17 protein-coding genes and 1 other annotated feature are annotated in these 19,511 nt (G+C 32.1%); of the genes, 15 read left to right on the forward strand and 2 right to left on the reverse strand.

Annotated elements, in window-relative coordinates; genetic code table 11:
• Positions 1-2: 2 nt before the first annotated feature.
• Complete coding sequence (queG, locus tag N4A57_RS16315) at positions 3-893, forward strand: tRNA epoxyqueuosine(34) reductase QueG (protein WP_293659117.1); 891 nt, start codon at positions 3-5, stop codon at positions 891-893.
• 53 nt (positions 894-946) lie between these two features.
• Here the strand turns inward: queG and gdhA are convergent, their stop codons facing one another.
• Entirely contained in the window at positions 947-2,284 is a 1,338-nt protein-coding gene (gene gdhA, locus N4A57_RS16320; protein ID WP_293659132.1) for an NADP-specific glutamate dehydrogenase, read from the reverse strand.
• A 423-nt stretch (positions 2,285-2,707) separates the two neighbouring features.
• Here gdhA and N4A57_RS16325 point away from each other — a divergent pair, with 423 nt between their 5' ends.
• Complete coding sequence (locus N4A57_RS16325) at positions 2,708-3,595, forward strand: phosphatidylserine decarboxylase (protein WP_293659118.1); 888 nt, start codon at positions 2,708-2,710, stop codon at positions 3,593-3,595.
• Between the two features lie 46 nt (positions 3,596-3,641).
• On the opposite strand, the gene ilvD is transcribed toward N4A57_RS16325, so the two are convergent.
• Positions 3,642-5,300: a dihydroxy-acid dehydratase gene (gene ilvD / locus N4A57_RS16330; protein ID WP_293659119.1), complete on the reverse strand. Its 1,659-nt coding sequence runs from the start codon at positions 5,298-5,300 to the stop codon at positions 3,642-3,644.
• A 58-nt stretch (positions 5,301-5,358) separates the two neighbouring features.
• Positions 5,359-5,618 (reverse strand) — a binding site (T-box leader).
• 399 nt (positions 5,619-6,017) lie between these two features.
• Between ilvD and mgtE the strand changes: the two genes are divergently transcribed.
• The 13 genes from mgtE to N4A57_RS16395 all read left to right on the forward strand — a co-directional run bounded on the left by mgtE (position 6,018) and on the right by N4A57_RS16395 (position 19,289).
• The gene (mgtE, locus tag N4A57_RS16335; protein ID WP_293659120.1) at positions 6,018-7,355 is read left to right on the forward strand and encodes a magnesium transporter; all 1,338 of its coding nucleotides are present in this window, start codon (positions 6,018-6,020) and stop codon (positions 7,353-7,355) included.
• Between the two features lie 65 nt (positions 7,356-7,420).
• Positions 7,421-8,014 carry a hypothetical protein gene (locus N4A57_RS16340; protein ID WP_293659121.1) on the forward strand — a complete coding sequence of 198 codons (594 nt, stop codon included), beginning with the start codon at positions 7,421-7,423 and terminating at the stop codon, positions 8,012-8,014.
• A gap of 478 nt (positions 8,015-8,492) precedes the next feature.
• Entirely contained in the window at positions 8,493-8,861 is a 369-nt protein-coding gene (acpS, locus tag N4A57_RS16345) for a holo-ACP synthase (protein WP_293659122.1), read from the forward strand.
• A gap of 27 nt (positions 8,862-8,888) precedes the next feature.
• On the forward strand, positions 8,889-10,439 hold the full coding sequence (locus N4A57_RS16350) for an NAD(P)H-hydrate dehydratase (RefSeq protein WP_293659123.1): 1,551 nt from the start codon (positions 8,889-8,891) through the stop codon (positions 10,437-10,439).
• A 105-nt stretch (positions 10,440-10,544) separates the two neighbouring features.
• Positions 10,545-11,156 carry a LolA family protein gene (locus N4A57_RS16355; protein WP_293659124.1) on the forward strand — a complete coding sequence of 204 codons (612 nt, stop codon included), beginning with the start codon at positions 10,545-10,547 and terminating at the stop codon, positions 11,154-11,156.
• A gap of 36 nt (positions 11,157-11,192) precedes the next feature.
• Complete coding sequence (gene alr, locus N4A57_RS16360) at positions 11,193-12,353, forward strand: alanine racemase (protein WP_293659125.1); 1,161 nt, start codon at positions 11,193-11,195, stop codon at positions 12,351-12,353.
• A gap of 140 nt (positions 12,354-12,493) precedes the next feature.
• Positions 12,494-12,769, forward strand: coding sequence for a CopG family ribbon-helix-helix protein (locus tag N4A57_RS16365; RefSeq protein WP_095134334.1), 276 nt, complete (start codon positions 12,494-12,496; stop codon positions 12,767-12,769).
• Positions 12,762-13,121, forward strand: coding sequence for a type II toxin-antitoxin system PemK/MazF family toxin (locus tag N4A57_RS16370; RefSeq protein ID WP_442863869.1), 360 nt, complete (start codon positions 12,762-12,764; stop codon positions 13,119-13,121). Before N4A57_RS16365 ends, N4A57_RS16370 begins: the two co-directional genes overlap by 8 nt.
• Before the next feature lie 77 nt (positions 13,122-13,198).
• Positions 13,199-13,678 carry a hypothetical protein gene (locus N4A57_RS16375; protein WP_293659126.1) on the forward strand — a complete coding sequence of 160 codons (480 nt, stop codon included), beginning with the start codon at positions 13,199-13,201 and terminating at the stop codon, positions 13,676-13,678.
• Positions 13,679-13,767: 89 nt separating this feature from the next.
• A complete protein-coding gene (gene murJ, locus N4A57_RS16380) occupies positions 13,768-15,327 on the forward strand; it encodes a murein biosynthesis integral membrane protein MurJ (RefSeq protein WP_293659127.1) in 1,560 nt (519 codons plus the stop codon).
• Positions 15,328-15,341: 14 nt separating this feature from the next.
• Entirely contained in the window at positions 15,342-17,474 is a 2,133-nt protein-coding gene (locus N4A57_RS16385; RefSeq protein WP_293659128.1) for a DUF5693 family protein, read from the forward strand.
• Complete coding sequence (gene csaB, locus N4A57_RS16390) at positions 17,467-18,564, forward strand: polysaccharide pyruvyl transferase CsaB (RefSeq protein ID WP_293659129.1); 1,098 nt, start codon at positions 17,467-17,469, stop codon at positions 18,562-18,564. The genes N4A57_RS16385 and csaB overlap by 8 nt, the downstream gene beginning before the upstream one ends.
• The gene (locus N4A57_RS16395; protein WP_293659130.1) at positions 18,561-19,289 is read left to right on the forward strand and encodes a WecB/TagA/CpsF family glycosyltransferase; all 729 of its coding nucleotides are present in this window, start codon (positions 18,561-18,563) and stop codon (positions 19,287-19,289) included. Before csaB ends, N4A57_RS16395 begins: the two co-directional genes overlap by 4 nt.
• Positions 19,290-19,511: the final 222 nt, after the last annotated feature.

Consider the following 19,511-nt stretch of genomic DNA (forward strand, 5'->3'; position numbering starts at 1 on the left):
AAATGAAAGTAAAATTAAAGAAATATTGTAATTACATGGGAATAGAATATGTGGGTATTGCTCCCATAGGCCCCTATGATGAATTAAAGAATATGATTGAAAGAAGAGAGAAAAATAATTGGTTAAGTGGAATGGAAGAAGAAAAAATAGAAAGGAGAATAGACCCTAAACTTATAATGGATGATTGTAAATCCGTTATAGTTTGTCTTTTTCCCTATTATATAAAGGATATGAATAGTAATATTTCTAATTACACCTATGCATTAGATTATCATATGGTGGTTAAAGAAAAACTAAAGGAAATAGGCAAGTATTTAAGTGATGAAATAGAAGGGTTTAAATATGAAGCCTTTGTAGATACAGGCCCTTTAGCAGATAGATATTTGGCTTATAGGGCAGGATTAGGTTTTTTTGGATTGAATCAAAGTTTAATAAATGATAAATATGGTACTTATACCTTTATTGGATATATGATTAATAATTATCCCTTCAAGGAAGATATGCCCTTAAATATGACTTGTTTAAAATGTAGAGCATGTATAGAAGCTTGTCCAGGAGAGGCCCTTTACGATGATTTTAGTATGAATGCTAAAAAATGTGTATCTTATTTAACTCAGAAAAAGGAAGAACTAACACGTGATGAAATTAAAAAGGTAAAAATGGCAAAGAAGGTATTTGGTTGTGATATATGCCAACAGGTTTGTCCCCATAATGAAAATATAGTAGAAACTAATATTATGGAGTTTAAAGAAAATCTTATTACTAGTTTAGACAAAGGAGAAATAGATAACATGTCTAATAAGGCTTTTAAAAGAAAATATGGAAATAGGGCCTTTGGTTGGAGAGGGCGAAAAATAATAAGTAGAAATTTTTCCTATATGGATATGGATTAAGTGACATATTAAAAAAGGAGTAACCGAGGGTTACTCCTTAACAACTCATATTATTAAACGATTCCGTGAGCCTTCATAGATTCAGCAACTTTTAAGAAACCGGCAATGTTTGCTCCAGCAACGTAGTTACCTTCCATACCATAGTCTTTAGCAGCCTTTTGAGCAGCAGCGAAGATGTTAACCATGATTTGGTCTAATTTAGCATCAACTTCCTCGAATGACCAAGAAAGTCTCATGCTGTTTTGAGACATTTCAAGAGCAGAAGTAGCAACTCCACCAGCATTTGCAGCCTTAGCAGGTCCAACTAATACTCCCTTTTCTAATAAATACTCTAAAGCTTCATTTGTACAAGGCATATTAGCGCCTTCACCAAGAGCTAAAACTCCGTTTTCAACTAATTTCTTAGCATTTTCTAAGTCGATATCATTTTGAGTTGCAGATGGAAGAGCGATATCACACTTAACTCCCCAAATTCCTTGTTGTCCTTCGAAGTATTTAGCTTCTGGGTGGTAGTTAACATACTCTTTAATTCTTTTTCTTTCCACTTCTTTAATTTGCTTAATAGTATCTAAGTTGATACCCTTTTCATCAACTATGTATCCAGAAGAGTCACACATGGCGATAACTTTAGCACCATATTGAGTAACTTTTTCGCATGCGTAGATAGCAACGTTACCAGCACCAGAAATAACAACAGATTTACCTTGGAAAGAATTATTATGAGCTGCTAACATTTCTCTTACAAAGTAGATAAGTCCATATCCAGTAGCCTCTTTTCTTACTAAAGATCCACCATAAGTTAAACCTTTTCCTGTAAGAACTCCAGCTTCGTATTGATTCTTAACTCTTTTGAATTGTCCAAACATGTATCCGATTTCTCTAGCTCCAACACCAATGTCTCCAGCTGGAACGTCTAGATCTTGTCCGATGTGTCTATAAAGTTCAGTCATGAAACTTTGACAGAATCTCATGATTTCTCCATCAGATTTTCCTTTAGGATCGAAGTCAGATCCACCTTTACCTCCTCCAATTGGAAGACCAGTTAATGAATTTTTAAAGATTTGTTCGAATCCTAAGAACTTAATAATTCCTAAGTATACAGAAGGATGGAATCTAAGTCCTCCCTTGTAAGGTCCAATTGCACTGTTAAATTGTACTCTAAATCCTCTGTTAACTTGAGGCTTACCATTATCATCAACCCAAGGAACTCTGAACATGATAACTCTTTCAGGTTCAACTAATCTGTCGATAATTCCTGCTTCAACATACTCTGGATGATTTTCAATAACAGGCTCTAATGAATGAAGAACTTCTTCTACTGCTTGGTGAAATTCAGCTTCACCTGGATTTCTTTTTTTGACTTGCTCTAAAACTTTTTCAACAACTGACATGATTTCACATCTCCTTTTTGGGAATGATATTGGATTGAGATTGCATTTTTTGGAAAAAAATATTAATCCCATCCAATTAGAATTTAACACAACCCAGTTCAAGAGTCAATTGCATATTTGAAGGAAATTGGTCTTAATTTGGAATTTTCTAAAAATTACCATTGTAAAAATGTGGAATTTCATAATAGGGGAAATGTTGGATTGGTAGATACGAATGAGTAATTGTTATTACTTGAGAAAATGTAGAACATAAATATAATTTCCCGAAGTAGGCTCATATAAAGGAAGTTTCCACAGGATAAATCCATAATAAAATTAGAAACTTTATTCTTTATAAAAATTTAATAATCTATTAGTTGATTTTTATAAGGGTAACAGGGATAATAATTAATAGGCCTAATTAAACTAAAAAGGAGCAAGAACATGAGTTATTATATAGATAGGAAAACGGGAAAAAAAGTAAAAGAAAAGGTGGCAGGAAATCAATTTATAGTTTGGACATATAACACATCTGTGGGGAAAGGACTATTAGAGCTAATTGTAAAAAGAAAGTTTTTCTCAAGCTTATATGGGAAATTACAAGATTCATCCCATAGTAAAAAGAAGATAGGGGATTTTGTAAGGGATTTTAATATTCACATGGGTGAAGCTGAAAGGGAAGACATATTAGAGTATACTTCCTTTAATGATTTTTTTACTAGGAGATTAAAAAGTGAAAGTAGAAAAATAGATAGATCTGAAAATGCATTAATATCACCGGCTGATGGGAAAATATTGGCTTATGAGAATATTCATGTGGATAAAATAATTCAAGTTAAGGGATTTTTCTATAAGCTAAAGGACTTATTTAATGATAAAAATGAAGCTGAATTATATGAAGGGGGCACATGTATAGTTGTTAGATTGGCTCCTAATGATTATCACAGATTTCACTTTGTTGATGATGGAATACCTAGGGATGTAAAAAGGATAAAGGGAGATTATTACTCAGTAAACCCTATTGCATTAAGAGAAGTAATTAGTCTTTATTGTAGAAATAAAAGACATATTACCATGTTTGATTCTAAAAATTTTGGTCAAGTGGCCTTTGTAGATGTGGGAGCCACTTGTGTAGGAAGTATAATCCAAACCTTTAATGAATATAAAGAGGTTAAAAAGGGAGATGAAAAGGGCTATTTTAAGTTTGGTGGTTCTACTGTAATCATGTTCCTACAAAAGGGGATGGTTAATATGGATCTTGATATAGTTGGAAATTCTAAAGATGGAATAGAAACTAGTGTATTCATGGGCGAAAAAATAGGGGAGAAATAAAAGATGGTAAGGGATATTCCTTATCATCTTTTATTTTGAATATGCCTTACTTAAGAACTGCTCCAGTACTTGCAGAGGTAACTAATTTTGCATATCTTGCTAAATATCCCTTAGTTACCTTAGGCTCAGGTCTTACATGGGATTTTCTTCTTTTTTCTAACTCTTCGTCTGTTAAAGCCACTTCTAAAATTTTATTTGGTATATCTATATTAATAATATCCCCATCTTTAATAAGACCAATAATACCATCTTCCATGGCTTCTGGAGACACGTGACCTATGGCGGCACCACGAGTGGCTCCTGAAAATCTTCCGTCTGTAAGTAAGGCCACATCCTTATCTAGGCCCATTCCAGCAATGGCTGACGTAGGTGATAGCATTTCTCTCATACCAGGACCACCCTTTGGTCCTTCGTATCTAATAACTACCACATGACCCTTTTTTATTTCCCTATTAAATATGGCCTCTACTGCCTCTTCCTCAGAGTTATATACCTTAGCAGGACCACTATGAACTAACATCTCAGCTGCTACGGCAGATTCTTTAACTACAGCACCATCCATTGCTAAGTTACCTCTTAGTATGGCAAGTCCACCCCTATTTCTATAAGGTTTATCTATAGGCCTTATTATATTATGGTCTAGTACTGTTGTAGTTTTTATATTTTCTTCTACTGTGTAATTTGTAACTGTCATACAATCAGTATTAATAAGATTAAGTTTAGTTAATTCATTCATAACAGAAGGAATGCCTCCAGCCCTATGTAAATCTTCAATATGATGGGGACCACTTGGGCTTAATTTTGTTATATAAGGAGTTACTTTACTTATTTCATCAAATAAACCTAGTGGAAGTTCTATTCCTGCTTCGTATGCTATGGCTGGTAAGTGTAGTACTGTGTTAGAGGACCCAGCCATGGCCATATCTACAGTAATAGCATTTTTAAAAGCATCTAGAGTAAGTATATCAAGGGGTTTTAAGTCTTTCTCTACACATTCCATTACTTTCATACCTGCATATTTAGCTAGTTGAATCCTTTCACCAGAGTGGGCCATGGCAGTGCCGTTAAAAGGAAGACCCATACCAAGTACTTCTGTTAAACAGTTCATACTATTTGCAGTAAATAAACCAGAACATGAACCACATCCTGGACAAGCTCGTTTAGCGTATTCTTCTAATTCTTCCATAGATATTTCATTATTTTTGTAAGTTCCTACCCTCTCTATTACAGAACTAAAGTCAAGATTTTCCCCCTTGTATTTTCCAGCCCACATGGGACCACCGCTTATAACTACTGATGGAATATTAAGTCTTGCAGCAGCCATAATCATTCCAGGGACTATTTTGTCACAATTGGGAATCAAAACAAGTCCATCAAAACCGTGGGCCATAGCCATGGCCTCAATAGAGTCAGCTATAAGTTCACGACTTGCAAGGGGGTATTTCATACCTTCATGACCCATGGCAATACCATCACATATTCCTATGGCAGGAAATTCTATGGGAGTACCTCCAGCCATGGCTACTCCTAGTTTAGCAGCTTTAGCTATTTCGTCTAAGTGCATGTGTCCTGCAACTATTTCATTTTGTGCATTTACTATACCTATTAAGGGTCTGTCTATCTCTTCTCTTGTATAACCCATTCCATAAAAAAGAGATCTAGCAGGAGCGCCCTTGGCTCCACCTTTGATTTTGTTACTTCTCATTATTATTACCTCCTAAAAGTTTTTCCAATTAAAAAAACCTCGTCCTAAGGTATATAACCTTAGGGACGAGGTATAGTTTCGTGGTACCACCCTAATTTAAAATTTGCTTACACAAATTAACTCTTCGGGTCATAAATTAACCCTAGCCATATAACGGTGGCAAATGTGACTTATCACAATACCGGCCTTGCCTACTAAAAGTTCGACTCAGCAGTTTAGGAGTGATCATTATATACAAGATTTAGCACCTACTCTCAGCCATATATAGGTTCTCTGTAACTAAAGAAATTGTATTTTTTTCTCCATCATCACTTTTATTTATATTAGTATTAAAAGAAATTGTACTACATTAAGGAGAAAAGGGCAATAGGAAAATTCGAAAATATGTAAAAATTCTTTAAATTCAACATAAATTTATTATTGTAGTTTCCTATAATCTTGATAAATTGGCCAATATGACATATAATATAATAGATAAAAAGAAACAATAAAAAACTACTTAAAGAAAAGATAATGGGCTATATTATTATGGCCTATTTTTTGAGTAAATCTTATAATACTTTGTAAGGAAAAAATGATTTTGAGAAAGTTGGTGATGGTTGTGGAATCAAGTCCTGTCCCCCAGAGGGATTATGGAAAACTTAATAGAATAAGGAGAACCATAATCATTACTGTAAATATAGGATGTGGTTCTCCCTTGTAAGGAGGGTCTAATTTGTGAAAGAAAATATATTTGAATTAATCGAAGAAAAAAAATATGGTTTAGTAAGAAAAGAAATTATAAAATTAAACTCAGTAGATATAGCAGAATTTATTGAAGAATTACAAAAGGATCAAGCGGTAATTTTATTTAGATTGCTTCCTAAGGACATGAGCGTAGAGGTCTTTTCAAATTTAGAAAATGATACACAAGAAGCTATTATAAGGGCTATAACAGATAAGGAAATTGCAAACATAGTAAATGATTTGTATTTTGATGATATGATAGACTTTATAGAAGAAATGCCAGCTACTATTGTGAAGAAGATTTTAAAGCATACTAAGGAAGATGAAAGAAAGCTTATAAATCAGTTTTTGAACTACCCTGCTGATTCTGCAGGTAGTCTTATGACTATTGAGTATGTGGGCCTTAAAAAGGAAATGACCTTAAAACAGGCCATGGAGCTAATAAAAAGGGTTGGAATCGATAAGGAGACCATATATACATGTTATGTTATGGATTCTAATAGAAAACTAGAGGGAATAGTATCTTTAAGAAAGCTTGTAATAAGTGACGAGGATCAAACTGTAGAGGATATAATGGTAACAAATCCTATTAAAGTATATACTCATGATGATCAAGAAGAAATTGCTAATGTGTTTAAAAAATATGATTTCATAGCTCTTCCAGTTGTGGATAAGGAAGATAGGTTAACAGGAATTATTACAATAGATGACGTGGTAGATGTAATAGAACAAGAAAATACTGAGGATTTTCATAAGATGGCGGCTATGGAGCCTACAGAAGAAGATTATTTAGATACTAGTGTATTTACCCTAGCTAAAAGAAGAATAATGTGGCTAATGATATTAATGGTATCTGCCATGTTTACGGGAAGTATAATAAATAAATTTCAGGATGTATTGCAAAAGGTAGTAATACTGGCATCTTTTATGCCCATGTTAATGGGCACAGGTGGAAATGCTGGATCTCAATCTTCAACCCTTGTAATTCGTGGTATGGCCCTAGAGCAAATTCAGTTGTCAGATCTATTTAAAGTAATAGGAAAAGAACTAAGGGTAAGTTTGTTAGTTGGATTAGGATTGGCTTTACTTAATTTCATTAGAATGTACTATTTACAAAGTGTAGATATAAAAATTGCAACTACCGTGTGTCTAACCTTAATAGTAGTAGTAGTAATAGCCAAATTAGTAGGTGGAACATTACCTATATTAGCAAGAAGTTTAAAGCTAGACCCAGCGATTATGGCAAGCCCATTTATAACTACTATAGTAGATGCAGTATCATTATTTGTATACTTTAGTATGGCTAGTTATTTTTTAGGAATAGGGTAATAGTCCCTTAAGAAAAAAAGGCTTTTTGCCGATTATAGAGTGTAAGCTAAAATCGGAGGTAGGTTATGTCAAAAAATATAATGCTAGATGATAAAATAATTCGAAAAAATAAAATTGGAATTTTAATATATGATAAAGTGTGGAAAGAATTGTTTGAAAATAATATGACTAGGTCAATGAAAAAAAATGCTAAAATCCTAGATGAATTATGTAATGAACATAAGGGTGCAGAAAAAAAAACTGTTTTAATTAAGAAAAAAAAGAAGCAACTTATAAAGGCCATACTAGAACTTTCAGATGAAATAAACAATAAAAATGAGGGTTCTATTGAAAGACTTGAAAACATGAAGGAACAACTAGTACAAATAAATGACCAATTAGATGAAAATCAATTTTTATTAGAAACTTTACCTAAAAAGATTAGGAAATATAACTTAGAAATATTAGAAGAAAGTACTCATATGGCATATAAGAGTATAGAAAAGGAAACTAAAAGAGTTGAAGAGTTAGAAAGTGAAATGTCCATCTTAAGAGAAAAATTAGGAAAGATGAGAGATGAAAAGATAGGTTTACAGGAAAAGGTAGACAAGGTATATGAATACATTCATAATACTCTTGGACATAAGGAAGCTAATAAGTATGATGATGCGTATCTATAAAGTGTGAATTAGATTAAACTAATTCACACTTTTAATTTTATTAAGAAATATAGATTTCTGGTGTATAAACTTGCTTTATGCGGGCCTATTTCAGGAAAATATATTGAAAATCTTTTCCACCCAAGTCCTTGTCACAAGCGAAAGAGTGAATCTTCGTATATAGGTTCACGTGTCATGCCCAAGTAGCATAGGATGTTGTGACGTTCCAGGGTTCCAAAGATTTTCAATAGTTTCCCTTATAGGCAAGTTACTGTATAAAATAAATTTAAAACCAATAAATCTATACTAACGACCAACGGCTAACCTAATAAAATTAATTTTATGTTTTTCCATAAAGATAAATGTATAAAGCAAGTTTAGTCTTCATAGACCTGCTTGATAGTATGAAAATTTAAAAATATGTTAAAATTGTATAAACTAGTAATTTAGAAGGTTTTAAAGAAGATAAAGAGAATTTAATTACGTGGGAGTGGTAAGATTGATAAAAGGTATAGGAATAGATATTATAGAAATATATAGAATAGAAGAAGCGATAAAAAGAAACAAAAGATTCATAGAAAGAATTTTTACCCAAAGGGAAATAGAATATTTTCAAAAGGTAAACTACAATACTAATACTATAGCTGGGAATTTTGCTGCAAAGGAAGCTATAATGAAGGTTTTAGGAACTGGGCTTAGAAATTTTAAACTAAAGGATATAGAGGTAGTTCGCAATGAACTAGGGAAGCCTGAGGTCATCCTTTATAATAATGCACAAAGGATAAAGGAACAATTAGGAATAAGTAATATAATAATAAGCATATCCCATAGTAAAAAATATGCAGTTGCCAATGCTATTGGAGAGTAAAAAAATATAGTGAAGTGAGTGTGAGTAATGAAGGTTGTAAGTGGAGAAGAGATGAAAAATATTGATAAAATGGCCATGGACAAATATAAGATTCCAGGAGTTGTTCTCATGGAAAATGCAGGATTGAAAGTGGTTGAAGAAATATGCAAGTCTTTAGAAAAATATGAAAAAAAAGTGGTTACTATCGTTTGTGGTACAGGAAATAATGGAGGGGATGGGTTTGTAGTAGCCAGGCATCTAAAGAATATGGGGATACCTATAAACTTATATCTCCTTGGAAATCCAGCTCATATAAAGGGCGATGGAAAGATAAACTATGATATAGTATCAAAACTAAACATAGAAATTGGACTTTTAACTACTATTAATATACTAAAGAAATTTTCAGAACATGTAAAGAGAAGTTCCATAATAGTAGATGCCATCTTTGGAACGGGACTTAGTCGTCCTATAGATGGGTACATAAAGCAAGTGATAGATATTATAAACACATATAGTGATGAAGTTATATCAATAGATATTCCTTCAGGGATTTGCGCAGATAATGGCAGGTTATGTGGTGGTGCCATAAAAGCAAGTAAGACTGTAGTATTTCATCTACCTAAGTATGGAAATATATATTATCCAGGTAAGGATTATTGTGGAGAGGTAATTATTAAAAATATAGGAATTCCCAAGGACGTGGAATCGGATTTTAACTTAAAGGGAAATTTGATCACTTCTAAATACATAAAAAATAGGATCAAAAAAAGAAATGGAGATACCCACAAGGGTACATATGGAAAGGGATATGTCATAGCTGGATCTGTAGGTATGACAGGAGCTGCCATGTTGACCTGTAAGGGGGCTTTAAGAAGTGGTATAGGAATTATAAGGTTAGCCATATCTCAAAGATTAAATTCTATATTAGAGTCAAGTCTTACAGAAGTCATAACTGTACCCTTATCAGAAACTAAGACGGGTACATTTAGTATAGCTGACATAGAGAAAATCATAAAGACTATGGAAGATAGCGATGTGGTAGGAATAGGACCTGGTTGTGGTAAAAGTAGAGAAATAGAAGATTTAATAAGGAATATATTAGAAAGAACTAATATACCTATTGTAATAGATGCAGATGGATTAAATGCTTTAGCTAGAAGGAAGGGAATGTTATCAGAAATAAAATCCCCTTGTGTAATGACTCCCCATATGGGAGAAATGTCTAGACTAACAGATTTGGATATAGAATATATAAAAGAAAATAAGATACAAGTAGTATCTGAGTTTGCTAAAAAGGTCAATTGTGTAGTAGTTTTAAAGGACTCGAAAACCATAATAGTTAATCCTAAGGGAGAAGTTTTTATAAATACTACGGGAAATCCAGGTATGGCCACAGCAGGAAGTGGAGATGTACTTACTGGTATTATTACAGGATTAATAGGTCAAGGATTATCCCCCTTTGAAGCAGCTGTTTGTGGAGTGTATATCCATGGAAGAGCAGGAGATTTTGCAGCACAAAAGGTAAGTGAATATGGTTTAAATGCCACAGACATAGTAAATGAAATAGGAAGTGTATTTAAAGAATTGTTACTATAAACTATTATTATTAATAAAAAAGTAGAATATAAGTGAATGAATCCACGTAGAAATTATTAAAAGACTTCTTTGTCTTTTAATAATTTTTCACGGGTGATTGGGTGTATGAAGAAGGTACTATGTATAATAGGTATTTTGTTAATAGGTTTATCAGCTTGCGCAAAGAAAACCGATGAAGAAATATTTTATAGTTCACAAAAAAAATTAAACAAAATGGAGAGTTATTCATGTGAAATAGAAATAACATCTATTGGAAATAAAACACCTCAAAAGTACAAAGTAAGGCAATGGTTTAAGAAACCTAATATGTATAAGTTAGAAGTGATGAAACCTGAAAATTTAAAGGGAAAGACTACTCTTTCAGATGGAGATAAGACCTATATATATCATCCTCAAATAGACCAAATTTGGATGGTACAAAGAAGTTCCAAGGAAAAGAACCTGTTTTTAGGATACTTTTTAGATAATTGTCTTAAAAGTGAAGATTCTACTATTGGTACAAAGGTTAAAGATCATATGGAATATGTGGTTATAGACACTAATATACCAGGAAATCATCCTTATTATTCCAAGGAAAGATTATGGATACATACAAAAAACTTAAAGCCAGCCTATTTAGAAATATTTGATAATAAGGGTAATACTAGAATATTTATAGAATATTGTAAGTTTGTCTATGATCCTAAGTTATCTGAGGAATTTTTTCGGATAAAATAAAAATGTATTTAAGAAAAGGTGTGGGGGGGCAAACAAATGAGAGATTTAAGTAAACTAAGACCCGTATGGGCAGAAATTAATTTGGATAATTTAAAATACAATATGATGGAAATTAGAAATCGAGTATCAAAGGATACTAAAATCGGTGCAGTCATAAAGGCCGATGGATATGGCCATGGAGCATTAGAAATTGCAGATACACTCATAGAAAGTGGTATTGAATATTTTATAGTAGCAACTTTAGGTGAAGCATTAGAATTAAGAGATAAATATGATCAGATACCTATACTTATACTGGGATATACTCCTAATGAATGTGCTGATGATGTTATTAATAATAATATATGTCAAACCATATATAATTTGGAACAAGGAAAACACTACAACAAAGTGGCAGAATATTTAGAAAAAAAAGCTCGTTTTCACATTAAAATTGATACGGGAATGGGTAGATTAGGATTTAAACCAAATGAAAGTTCAATAAAAGACATTTTGCAAATAAGTAGTTTATCCCATGTGGAATTAGAAGGAATATATACTCATTATGCAGTGGCTGATGAAATGGATAAAACCTTTTCGAAGGAACAATTTAATAAGTTTTTGTATGTGATAGAATCTTTAGAAAAAAATAATGTAAATATAAAAATAAAACATACATCTAATAGTGCAGCCATAATAGATATGGATAGTACTCACTTAGATATGGTCAGAGCAGGTATTATATTATATGGACTTTATCCATCAGAACATATTCAAAAGAATTTGCTACACATAAAACCTGTTCTCAGTTTAAAAGCTAAAATTAGCCATGTTAAGGTTATAGATAAGGGGGAGACTGTGGGCTATGGACGTAAATATGAAGCCATGGGTAAAACTAAAATTGCCACAATACCCATTGGATATGGAGATGGATTTACTAGGATGTTATCAGGAAAGGCTAATGTATTGATAAAAGGTAAGTTGGCTCCTATTGTAGGGAGAATATGTATGGACCAATGTATGGTAGATGTGTCTTCTATTGAAAATGTAAGAGTAGGAGATGAAGTAGTATTAATAGGAAGTTCAGGTAGAAATTACATAAGTGTAGATAATATTGCACAAAGTTTAGATACTATAAACTATGAGGTTGTATGTATGATAAATAAAAGAGTTCCCAGGGTATATAAAAGTGAAAATAAGGTTATTCATATAAAATGATGAAAAAAAGTATAAAAAAGTAGTCATATTGACACACTTATAATGAATATTATATAATTGAGTATATATTTGAGTAAATATTATTTGTATATAATATAAATATTAAAATAAACATGTTGCTTACTGCAGGAGGTGTGGATGTGGCTGAGTCAAAGCGCATAATGATCAGCTTACCTAATAGCTTACTACAAGAGGTGGATCATCTTGTAGAAATGGAGAAGAGAAATAGAAGTGAATTTATAAGAGAAGCTATGAAATTATATATTCGGGAGAGAAGAAAAATACAGATAAGAGAAAATATGAAAAAAGGCTACAGAGAAATGGGCGCTATGAATCTAGCTTTATCTGAAGTTGGACTGGATTTAGATATGAATGCTCTTAAGAGATATGAAGAAAAGTTAGCGGAGTGTGAGTAATGTGATTATTAAAAGAGGAGATATTTTTTATGCAGACTTAAGTCCGGTTGTAGGCTCTGAACAGGGGGGCGTTCGTCCTGTTTTAGTGGTCCAAAATAACGTGGGAAACAAATATAGCCCTACAATTATTGTAGCGGCTATAACCTCACAAATTAATAAGGCAAAGCTCCCAACACACATAGAAATTAATGCGTCTGAATATGGCCTTCCAAAGGATTCGGTAGTGTTATTAGAACAAATACGGACTATAGACAAAAAGAGGCTAAGGGAAAAAATTGGTCATTCTGATGAAGATATGATGAGCAAAGTGGACGAAGGCTTAATGATAAGTTTTGGCTTGGTAGATTTTTAAATAATAGAGGTTTTGTGGTAAAATATAAAATAAGAAGTAACTATATTTACTAGACTTATTTTATAAAGGAGTATCATATGAAAAATAATCTATTATTAATGATCATGTCCATTTGTATTTTGTTTTTATTATCACCCATAAGTAAGGCTAATAGTGTTATGCCTGGGTCGGAAGATGACCCTTTAGTAACACAAACTTATGTGGAGATGAGAAATTCCCAATTAAAATATTATGTGGACGAAAAGTTATCACAAATATCTCAAAATAATGGGGCTGGCCAAACTACATATCCTGTATTTGAAGTGATTGAAACTTACAGTGGACAAAAAATTATAGCAGGAGCAAGTACTGAGTTAATTGTACGTTCAGGAAGTGCAACGGCAATTGGAAGTGCTTCTGGTGGTGTCTTAGATTTGATTTCTGGAGTGGACTTACAAACAGGGCAAAATGTACCACTTAATCACCTTTTGTTATTTCCAAGGGACGATGGAAGGGGAATTGCTGTAGGTCAAGATAAAACCTATATATTAATAAAAGGACCATATGAGATCAAATAAAAAGTCTTATTTCTTATAGGTTATAAACTAGACTTTTAAATTAAAATAAAAGCGCTCAGGCGCTTTTTTTACTTGTGGCGGAGGAAATTATGGATAATTATAAAAAAACTGCAAAAACCATTTTAATGGTAATAATACTGAGTTTTTCAGCAAAGTTTATGGGCTTTTTAAGGGATGCTCTAATAGGAAGCCAATTTGGCGCAAATAAAGAATCAGATGCATATCTAATAGCCTTAAATTGTACATCAATAGTATTTGTAAGTATAGGAAGTGCCCTTATAACAGGCGTAATTCCCATTGTAATAGGGGAGATGAAAAAGGGAAAAAAGCATGCCTTTTATTTTATAAATAATCTTTTAAATATACTTATTTTAATATCAGCCCTATTGTCTAGTTTAGGAATAATATTTTCCAGGGAAATAATGACTGTAGTGGCAACGGGATTTGACGAAGAAAAATTGAATTTAAGCATCCAGCTAGTCAGGATCATGTATCCCGTATTAATATGTATTTCTATAACCTATATGTTTGTGGCCATGCTTCAATCATTAGAAAGGTTTAAAGTCACATCCTTAATTAGCTTTCCTGCTAATATTATTAGTATATTCTATCTCATGTTTTTATCTAAAACATATGGAGTTAAGGGCTTGGCCATAATAACATTAATTGGATGGGTATTTCAATTTTTAGTACAAGTACCTTTCTTGTTAAAGGAAGGGTATACATATAGATTTAAAATAGACTTTAAAGATGAAAATATAAAAAGGGTATTTAAAGTATTAGTACCTATGATTATAGTGGCATCTTCCATACAAATGAACATATTAATAGATGAAAAGTATGCATCCCTATTAAAAGACGGGACTGTTTCTTATATACACTATGGAAATACATTATATCAGGCCATAGCCACTACTACCATATTGGGAATTAGTATGGTTGTATTTCCTAAATTTGCTCAAATGTCAATTGAGTTAAAGGACAGGGAGTATTCAGAATTTGTATCAAAGGTCCTAGGAGTAATTGTATTTGTGTTAATACCCGTTAGTCTAGGAATTATAGTTCTTAGGAATGAAATAATAGGCATCGTTTATGAAAGGGGAGCCTTTGGAAAAGAAGATACCCTAATAGCAGGAATGGTTTTTGCCAGTTATTCCCTAGGAACACTATTTTTAGGTATACAAGATTTGGTTAATAAGGCTTTCTATGCAAAAAATAATGTATTTAGTCCCATGAAAGTAAGTTTAGTAGTAATTCTTTTAAATATAATACTAAATGTTACTAGTGTGGAATCCCATGGGGTGGTAGGGCTTGCCATAAGCACTTCAATAAGTATGATAATAGGTACCCTTTTATTAATATATGAATTTATGAAAAAAATAAACTATTTAAATATTAAAGGAATAATGGTCACACTCTTTAAAAGTTTACTTGCAGCAGGCATAATGTTTATGGTAGTGACTGTGGTGAAAAATGGATTGTATTTATATGTTCATAAAAACTCATTATTGTATAAATTTTTAGTAGTAGGTATAATTACTATTGCGGGTACAATCACCTATGCAGTAGCTTCCATAAAGTTAAATATAAAAGAAGCTATTTATATATATAATGACTTTTTAAAAGGGAGATTTAAGAAACTAACTTAAAGGAAGTGATAAACTTGAAAAAAAATCCTTTTATTATAGGAGTGTTAATAGTAAGTATACTAGGATCCATGTTTGTAGCAATGGCTAGAATTAACACGGAAAAGGAAAATAAATATGTGGATGTAATATTAGACTATAGTGAAATGAATAAAATGGCTAAGCAGTCGGAAAAAGATTTAAAGTGGTGGTTTGGGAAGCTGAAAAATTTAGGTGTTTATGGAGTGGCTATTAATGAAGAATCTATAAATTCCATGATAAGAGAAGGAAAAAATATAAAAGCTGAAATGATAGGGAATATAATAGAAAAGGAAAATTGGGAAGAGAATTATCCAGATAGTCTATTGGCCCTTATAAAAAAAAGGGACCATATATATGATGTATTATTATATACAGATAGTGAAACAAACTATCTTTTTGTAAAAGAGGGTCTTATTACTAGATACGGGAAAGAAAAGTTTTGGACCTTTAAGGATGATGGAAAGTATTATATATATATGGATGGTAGAGTTGATGAAGCCCTATATACAAAGGATATAGAACTGATAGATTATGAGGATAAAGTTTTTAAACAAAAGGGGAAGCTTTATTCTACAAAAGTCCTTAATATGGGACTTGGACTAGATGAAAATAAGGTAAACTTCATAAAGGAAGCAGGTCTTAAGGTTATTCCTAGACCCATGTACTATGAAATCTGGGGGAATGGAAAAACTGTACATAATATTCTTAGTCAATATGAAGAGTTACATGTGGTACCTAAATATATGATATTTGCAGGGTCTGAAGTATTGGGATATAAAGAACATATGGATGAAACTGCTAAATATATGAAAGAAAATAATATTTTAGTAGGTATGATAGAATCGGGAGTTCAAAGGGAACATATAAAACAAAAGGGATTGTATGAACTAGTAGAGAAGATGAATTATGATGCCACAAGGGTTTTCACCATCTGGCCTTACATACAAGAAAGGTACAAGTATTACAACTATGAAGGTGCAGAAGAAATAGAAAATACTTTAAATCGTGCCATAACAGAAAGAAATATAAGACTTATTTATTTTAAGCCTTTCAAATATAGTGCGTCAAAATATGTAACAGAATATGATGCCTATGAGGACATGTTTAAGAGATTTAAAAGAAGACTTAGTAAGAGTAATTTAGAAATAGGAAGGGTAGTTCCTATGAAAGAAAGACATGTTCGCGTTAGATATAAATTTTTAATAGGATTAGGAATAGTATCAGGAACTATATTATTACTTAATAATTTAATAGAAACTAAGAAGAAGTATCAATACATTTTATTTGGACTAGGAAGTGCATGTGTATTATTACTTACTAGAATATCTTTAGGAGAAAAAATATTGGCTATGATGGCTGCTGTTATATTCCCATCCTTAAGTGTAACCTATATGATGAAAAGATGGAAAGAATATAATAATAAGGTAATCAGGGATAATAAGAAAATTATTGTTTTAGGTATAAAAACCCTAGTGGTTGGAAGTTGTATTTCACTAATAGGCGCTTTTATGATAGGTGCAATTTTATCAGATATTAAATATATCCTTGAAATGGATATTTATAGGGGTGTTAAGTTTAGTCAACTTGTTCCCATATTAATAATGAGTATAGCCTATTTGATTTATTTTGGATATAAGAGAGGCGAAAATGAAAAAAGTATACTACCTATTAGAGATATAAGGCGACTATTTTTAGAAGATATAAAAGTAATATATGTAATTATGGGAGTAGTAGTATTAATTGTAGGATATATATATATGGCAAGAACTGGCCATGAAAGTAATGTACAGCCATCTACCTTAGAGATGATATTTAGAAATATATTGGAAGAAAAATTAATAGCAAGACCTAGAAATAAGGAATTCTTAGGTGCTTTTCCAGCAGTTATAGTGTGTACCTATGCAGCATGCAAGAGATACAATACGTTAATATACTTATCTGCATTAGCCGTTATAATAGGACAAACTTCCATAGTAAATACTTTTTGCCATTTAAGAACGCCAATGCTAATGTCCATAATTAGAACTATTTATTCTTTAGGATTTGGTATTCTTTTAGGAATAGTATATATGATTGCTTTAGAAATTATAATACAGATAGGTAAGAAATTGAGGGGATTGAATGTGTAGGATAACTATTTCAGGATATTATGGATTTAATAATATTGGGGATGAAGCCATATTAGTATCCATAATTAATAGGCTGAAAAAGAGGATAGATAAGGTAGACGTGACAGTTTTGTCTGCTAATCCTCATATGACTAGTAAAAAGCATGGTGTTAGTGCTGTAGACAGAAAGTCATTAAAGGGAGTCTTTAGTGCCATAAAAGATTGTGATTTATTCATAAGTGGAGGCGGAAGCCTCCTTCAAGATGTGACTAGTAGAAGGAGTATCATATACTATCTAGTAATTATGTTTATAAGTCTTATCTTGAGAAAAAAAGTATTAATATATTCTCAAGGTATAGGTCCTATTAATACTACTTCTAATAGGATATTTACCAAATTCATATTAAACATGGTAGAAGCCATAACTGTAAGGGATGAGAAATCTAAAAAAGAATTAATAGATATGGGAGTAAATAAGCCACCCATATTTGTTACTGCCGATCCAGTAATAGGGTTAGATAAGGGAGATTTAGACTTTGGTGGAAAAATAATAAAAGAAGAAAATAGGAATAATAATAAAATTATAGGATTTGCCATGCGTGGATGGCGAGATAATGTGGAGTTTAATAATAAAATATGTAAAGTGGCAGATCGGGTAATAAATGAATTAGGCTATGGGGTTGCCTTTATACCATTTCATTATGGAGAAGATATAAAAATAATGGACCATATTGAAGCAAATATGGAAAATAAGGCTATTTTCATAAGAAAAAGGTATGAAATTATTGAGATTCTTAGTATTATAGGAAATTTTAACCTTTTAGTAGGTGTGAGGTTACATTCCCTAATATTTGGTGCTGTAATGAATACGCCTATTATAGGCATATCCTATGATCCTAAAATTAATAGTTTTATGGATTCCATTAATTTAGATACCTGTGGAGTTGTTAAGGATCTAGACGAAGATGCTTTGTTTTTAGAAATAAGGTCAAAGCTAGATAACCTAGAAGAAGAAAAATCTAATCTCTATGATAACGTGGAGAAGATAAAGGGTGATTTGAAGATCAATGATGAGGTGGTACAAAAGTTGATTAAAGGAGAAAAAATATGAGAAATGTAGTACATATAATGGGTGTACCTATTGACAAGGGATCTTTAGTAGATGCTACTAATAGGATAAAAGAACTTTTAGATAAGGATGGGTGTAGTCAAGTTGTTACTCCAAATACGGAAATAGTCATGGTGGCTCAAGAAGATAAGGACTTATTAAAGATTATAAAAGAAGCTGATTTAGTAATACCTGATGGAATAGGTCTTGTCTATGCTTCAAAAATAAAGAAAAAGGGTTTGACCCAGAGGGTGACAGGGGTAGACCTTATGGCACAAATATTAAAGTATTGTAATGAAGAAGAAAAAAGTATATACTTGTTTGGTGGTAAGCCTAATGTGGCTAATATGGCTGCTGAAAATATATTGAAAAAATTTCCAAACATAAAGATAGCTGGAACCCAGGATGGATATTATAAAATTCAGGATGAAGAAAAAATAATAGATAGAATAAATGAGATAAAACCAGATGTACTATTCACAGCTTTAGGAGCTCCAAGACAGGAAAAATTAATATATAAGTACAAAGACATTTTAAAGGTAAAGTTGGCCGCTGGTGTAGGCGGTAGTGTTGATATATGGGCAGGAACTGCTAAGCGTGCACCAGAAATATATCAAAAACTTGGTCTAGAATGGTTTTATAGACTTATGAAAGAGCCATGGAGATATAAAAGAATGTTAGTTTTGCCTAAATTTATGATTAAGGTAATTTTAACTAAAGACATATAGGTGTGAATAATAGGTGACAGGGTAATACGAGTCTGTAGACTTGTAATTTTATCTGTCACCTATTTTAGTGTTATGAAATCTATATAGATTTCTGGTGTATAAACTTGCTTTATGCGGGCCTATTTCAGGAAAATATATTGAAAATCTTTTCCACCCAAGTCCTTGTCACAAGCGAAAGTGTGAATCTTCGTATATAGGTTCATGTGTCATGTTGGAGTAGCA

Source organism: Anaeromicrobium sp., from assembly GCF_025210435.1.
Classification (GTDB): domain Bacteria; phylum Bacillota; class Clostridia; order Peptostreptococcales; family Thermotaleaceae; genus Anaeromicrobium.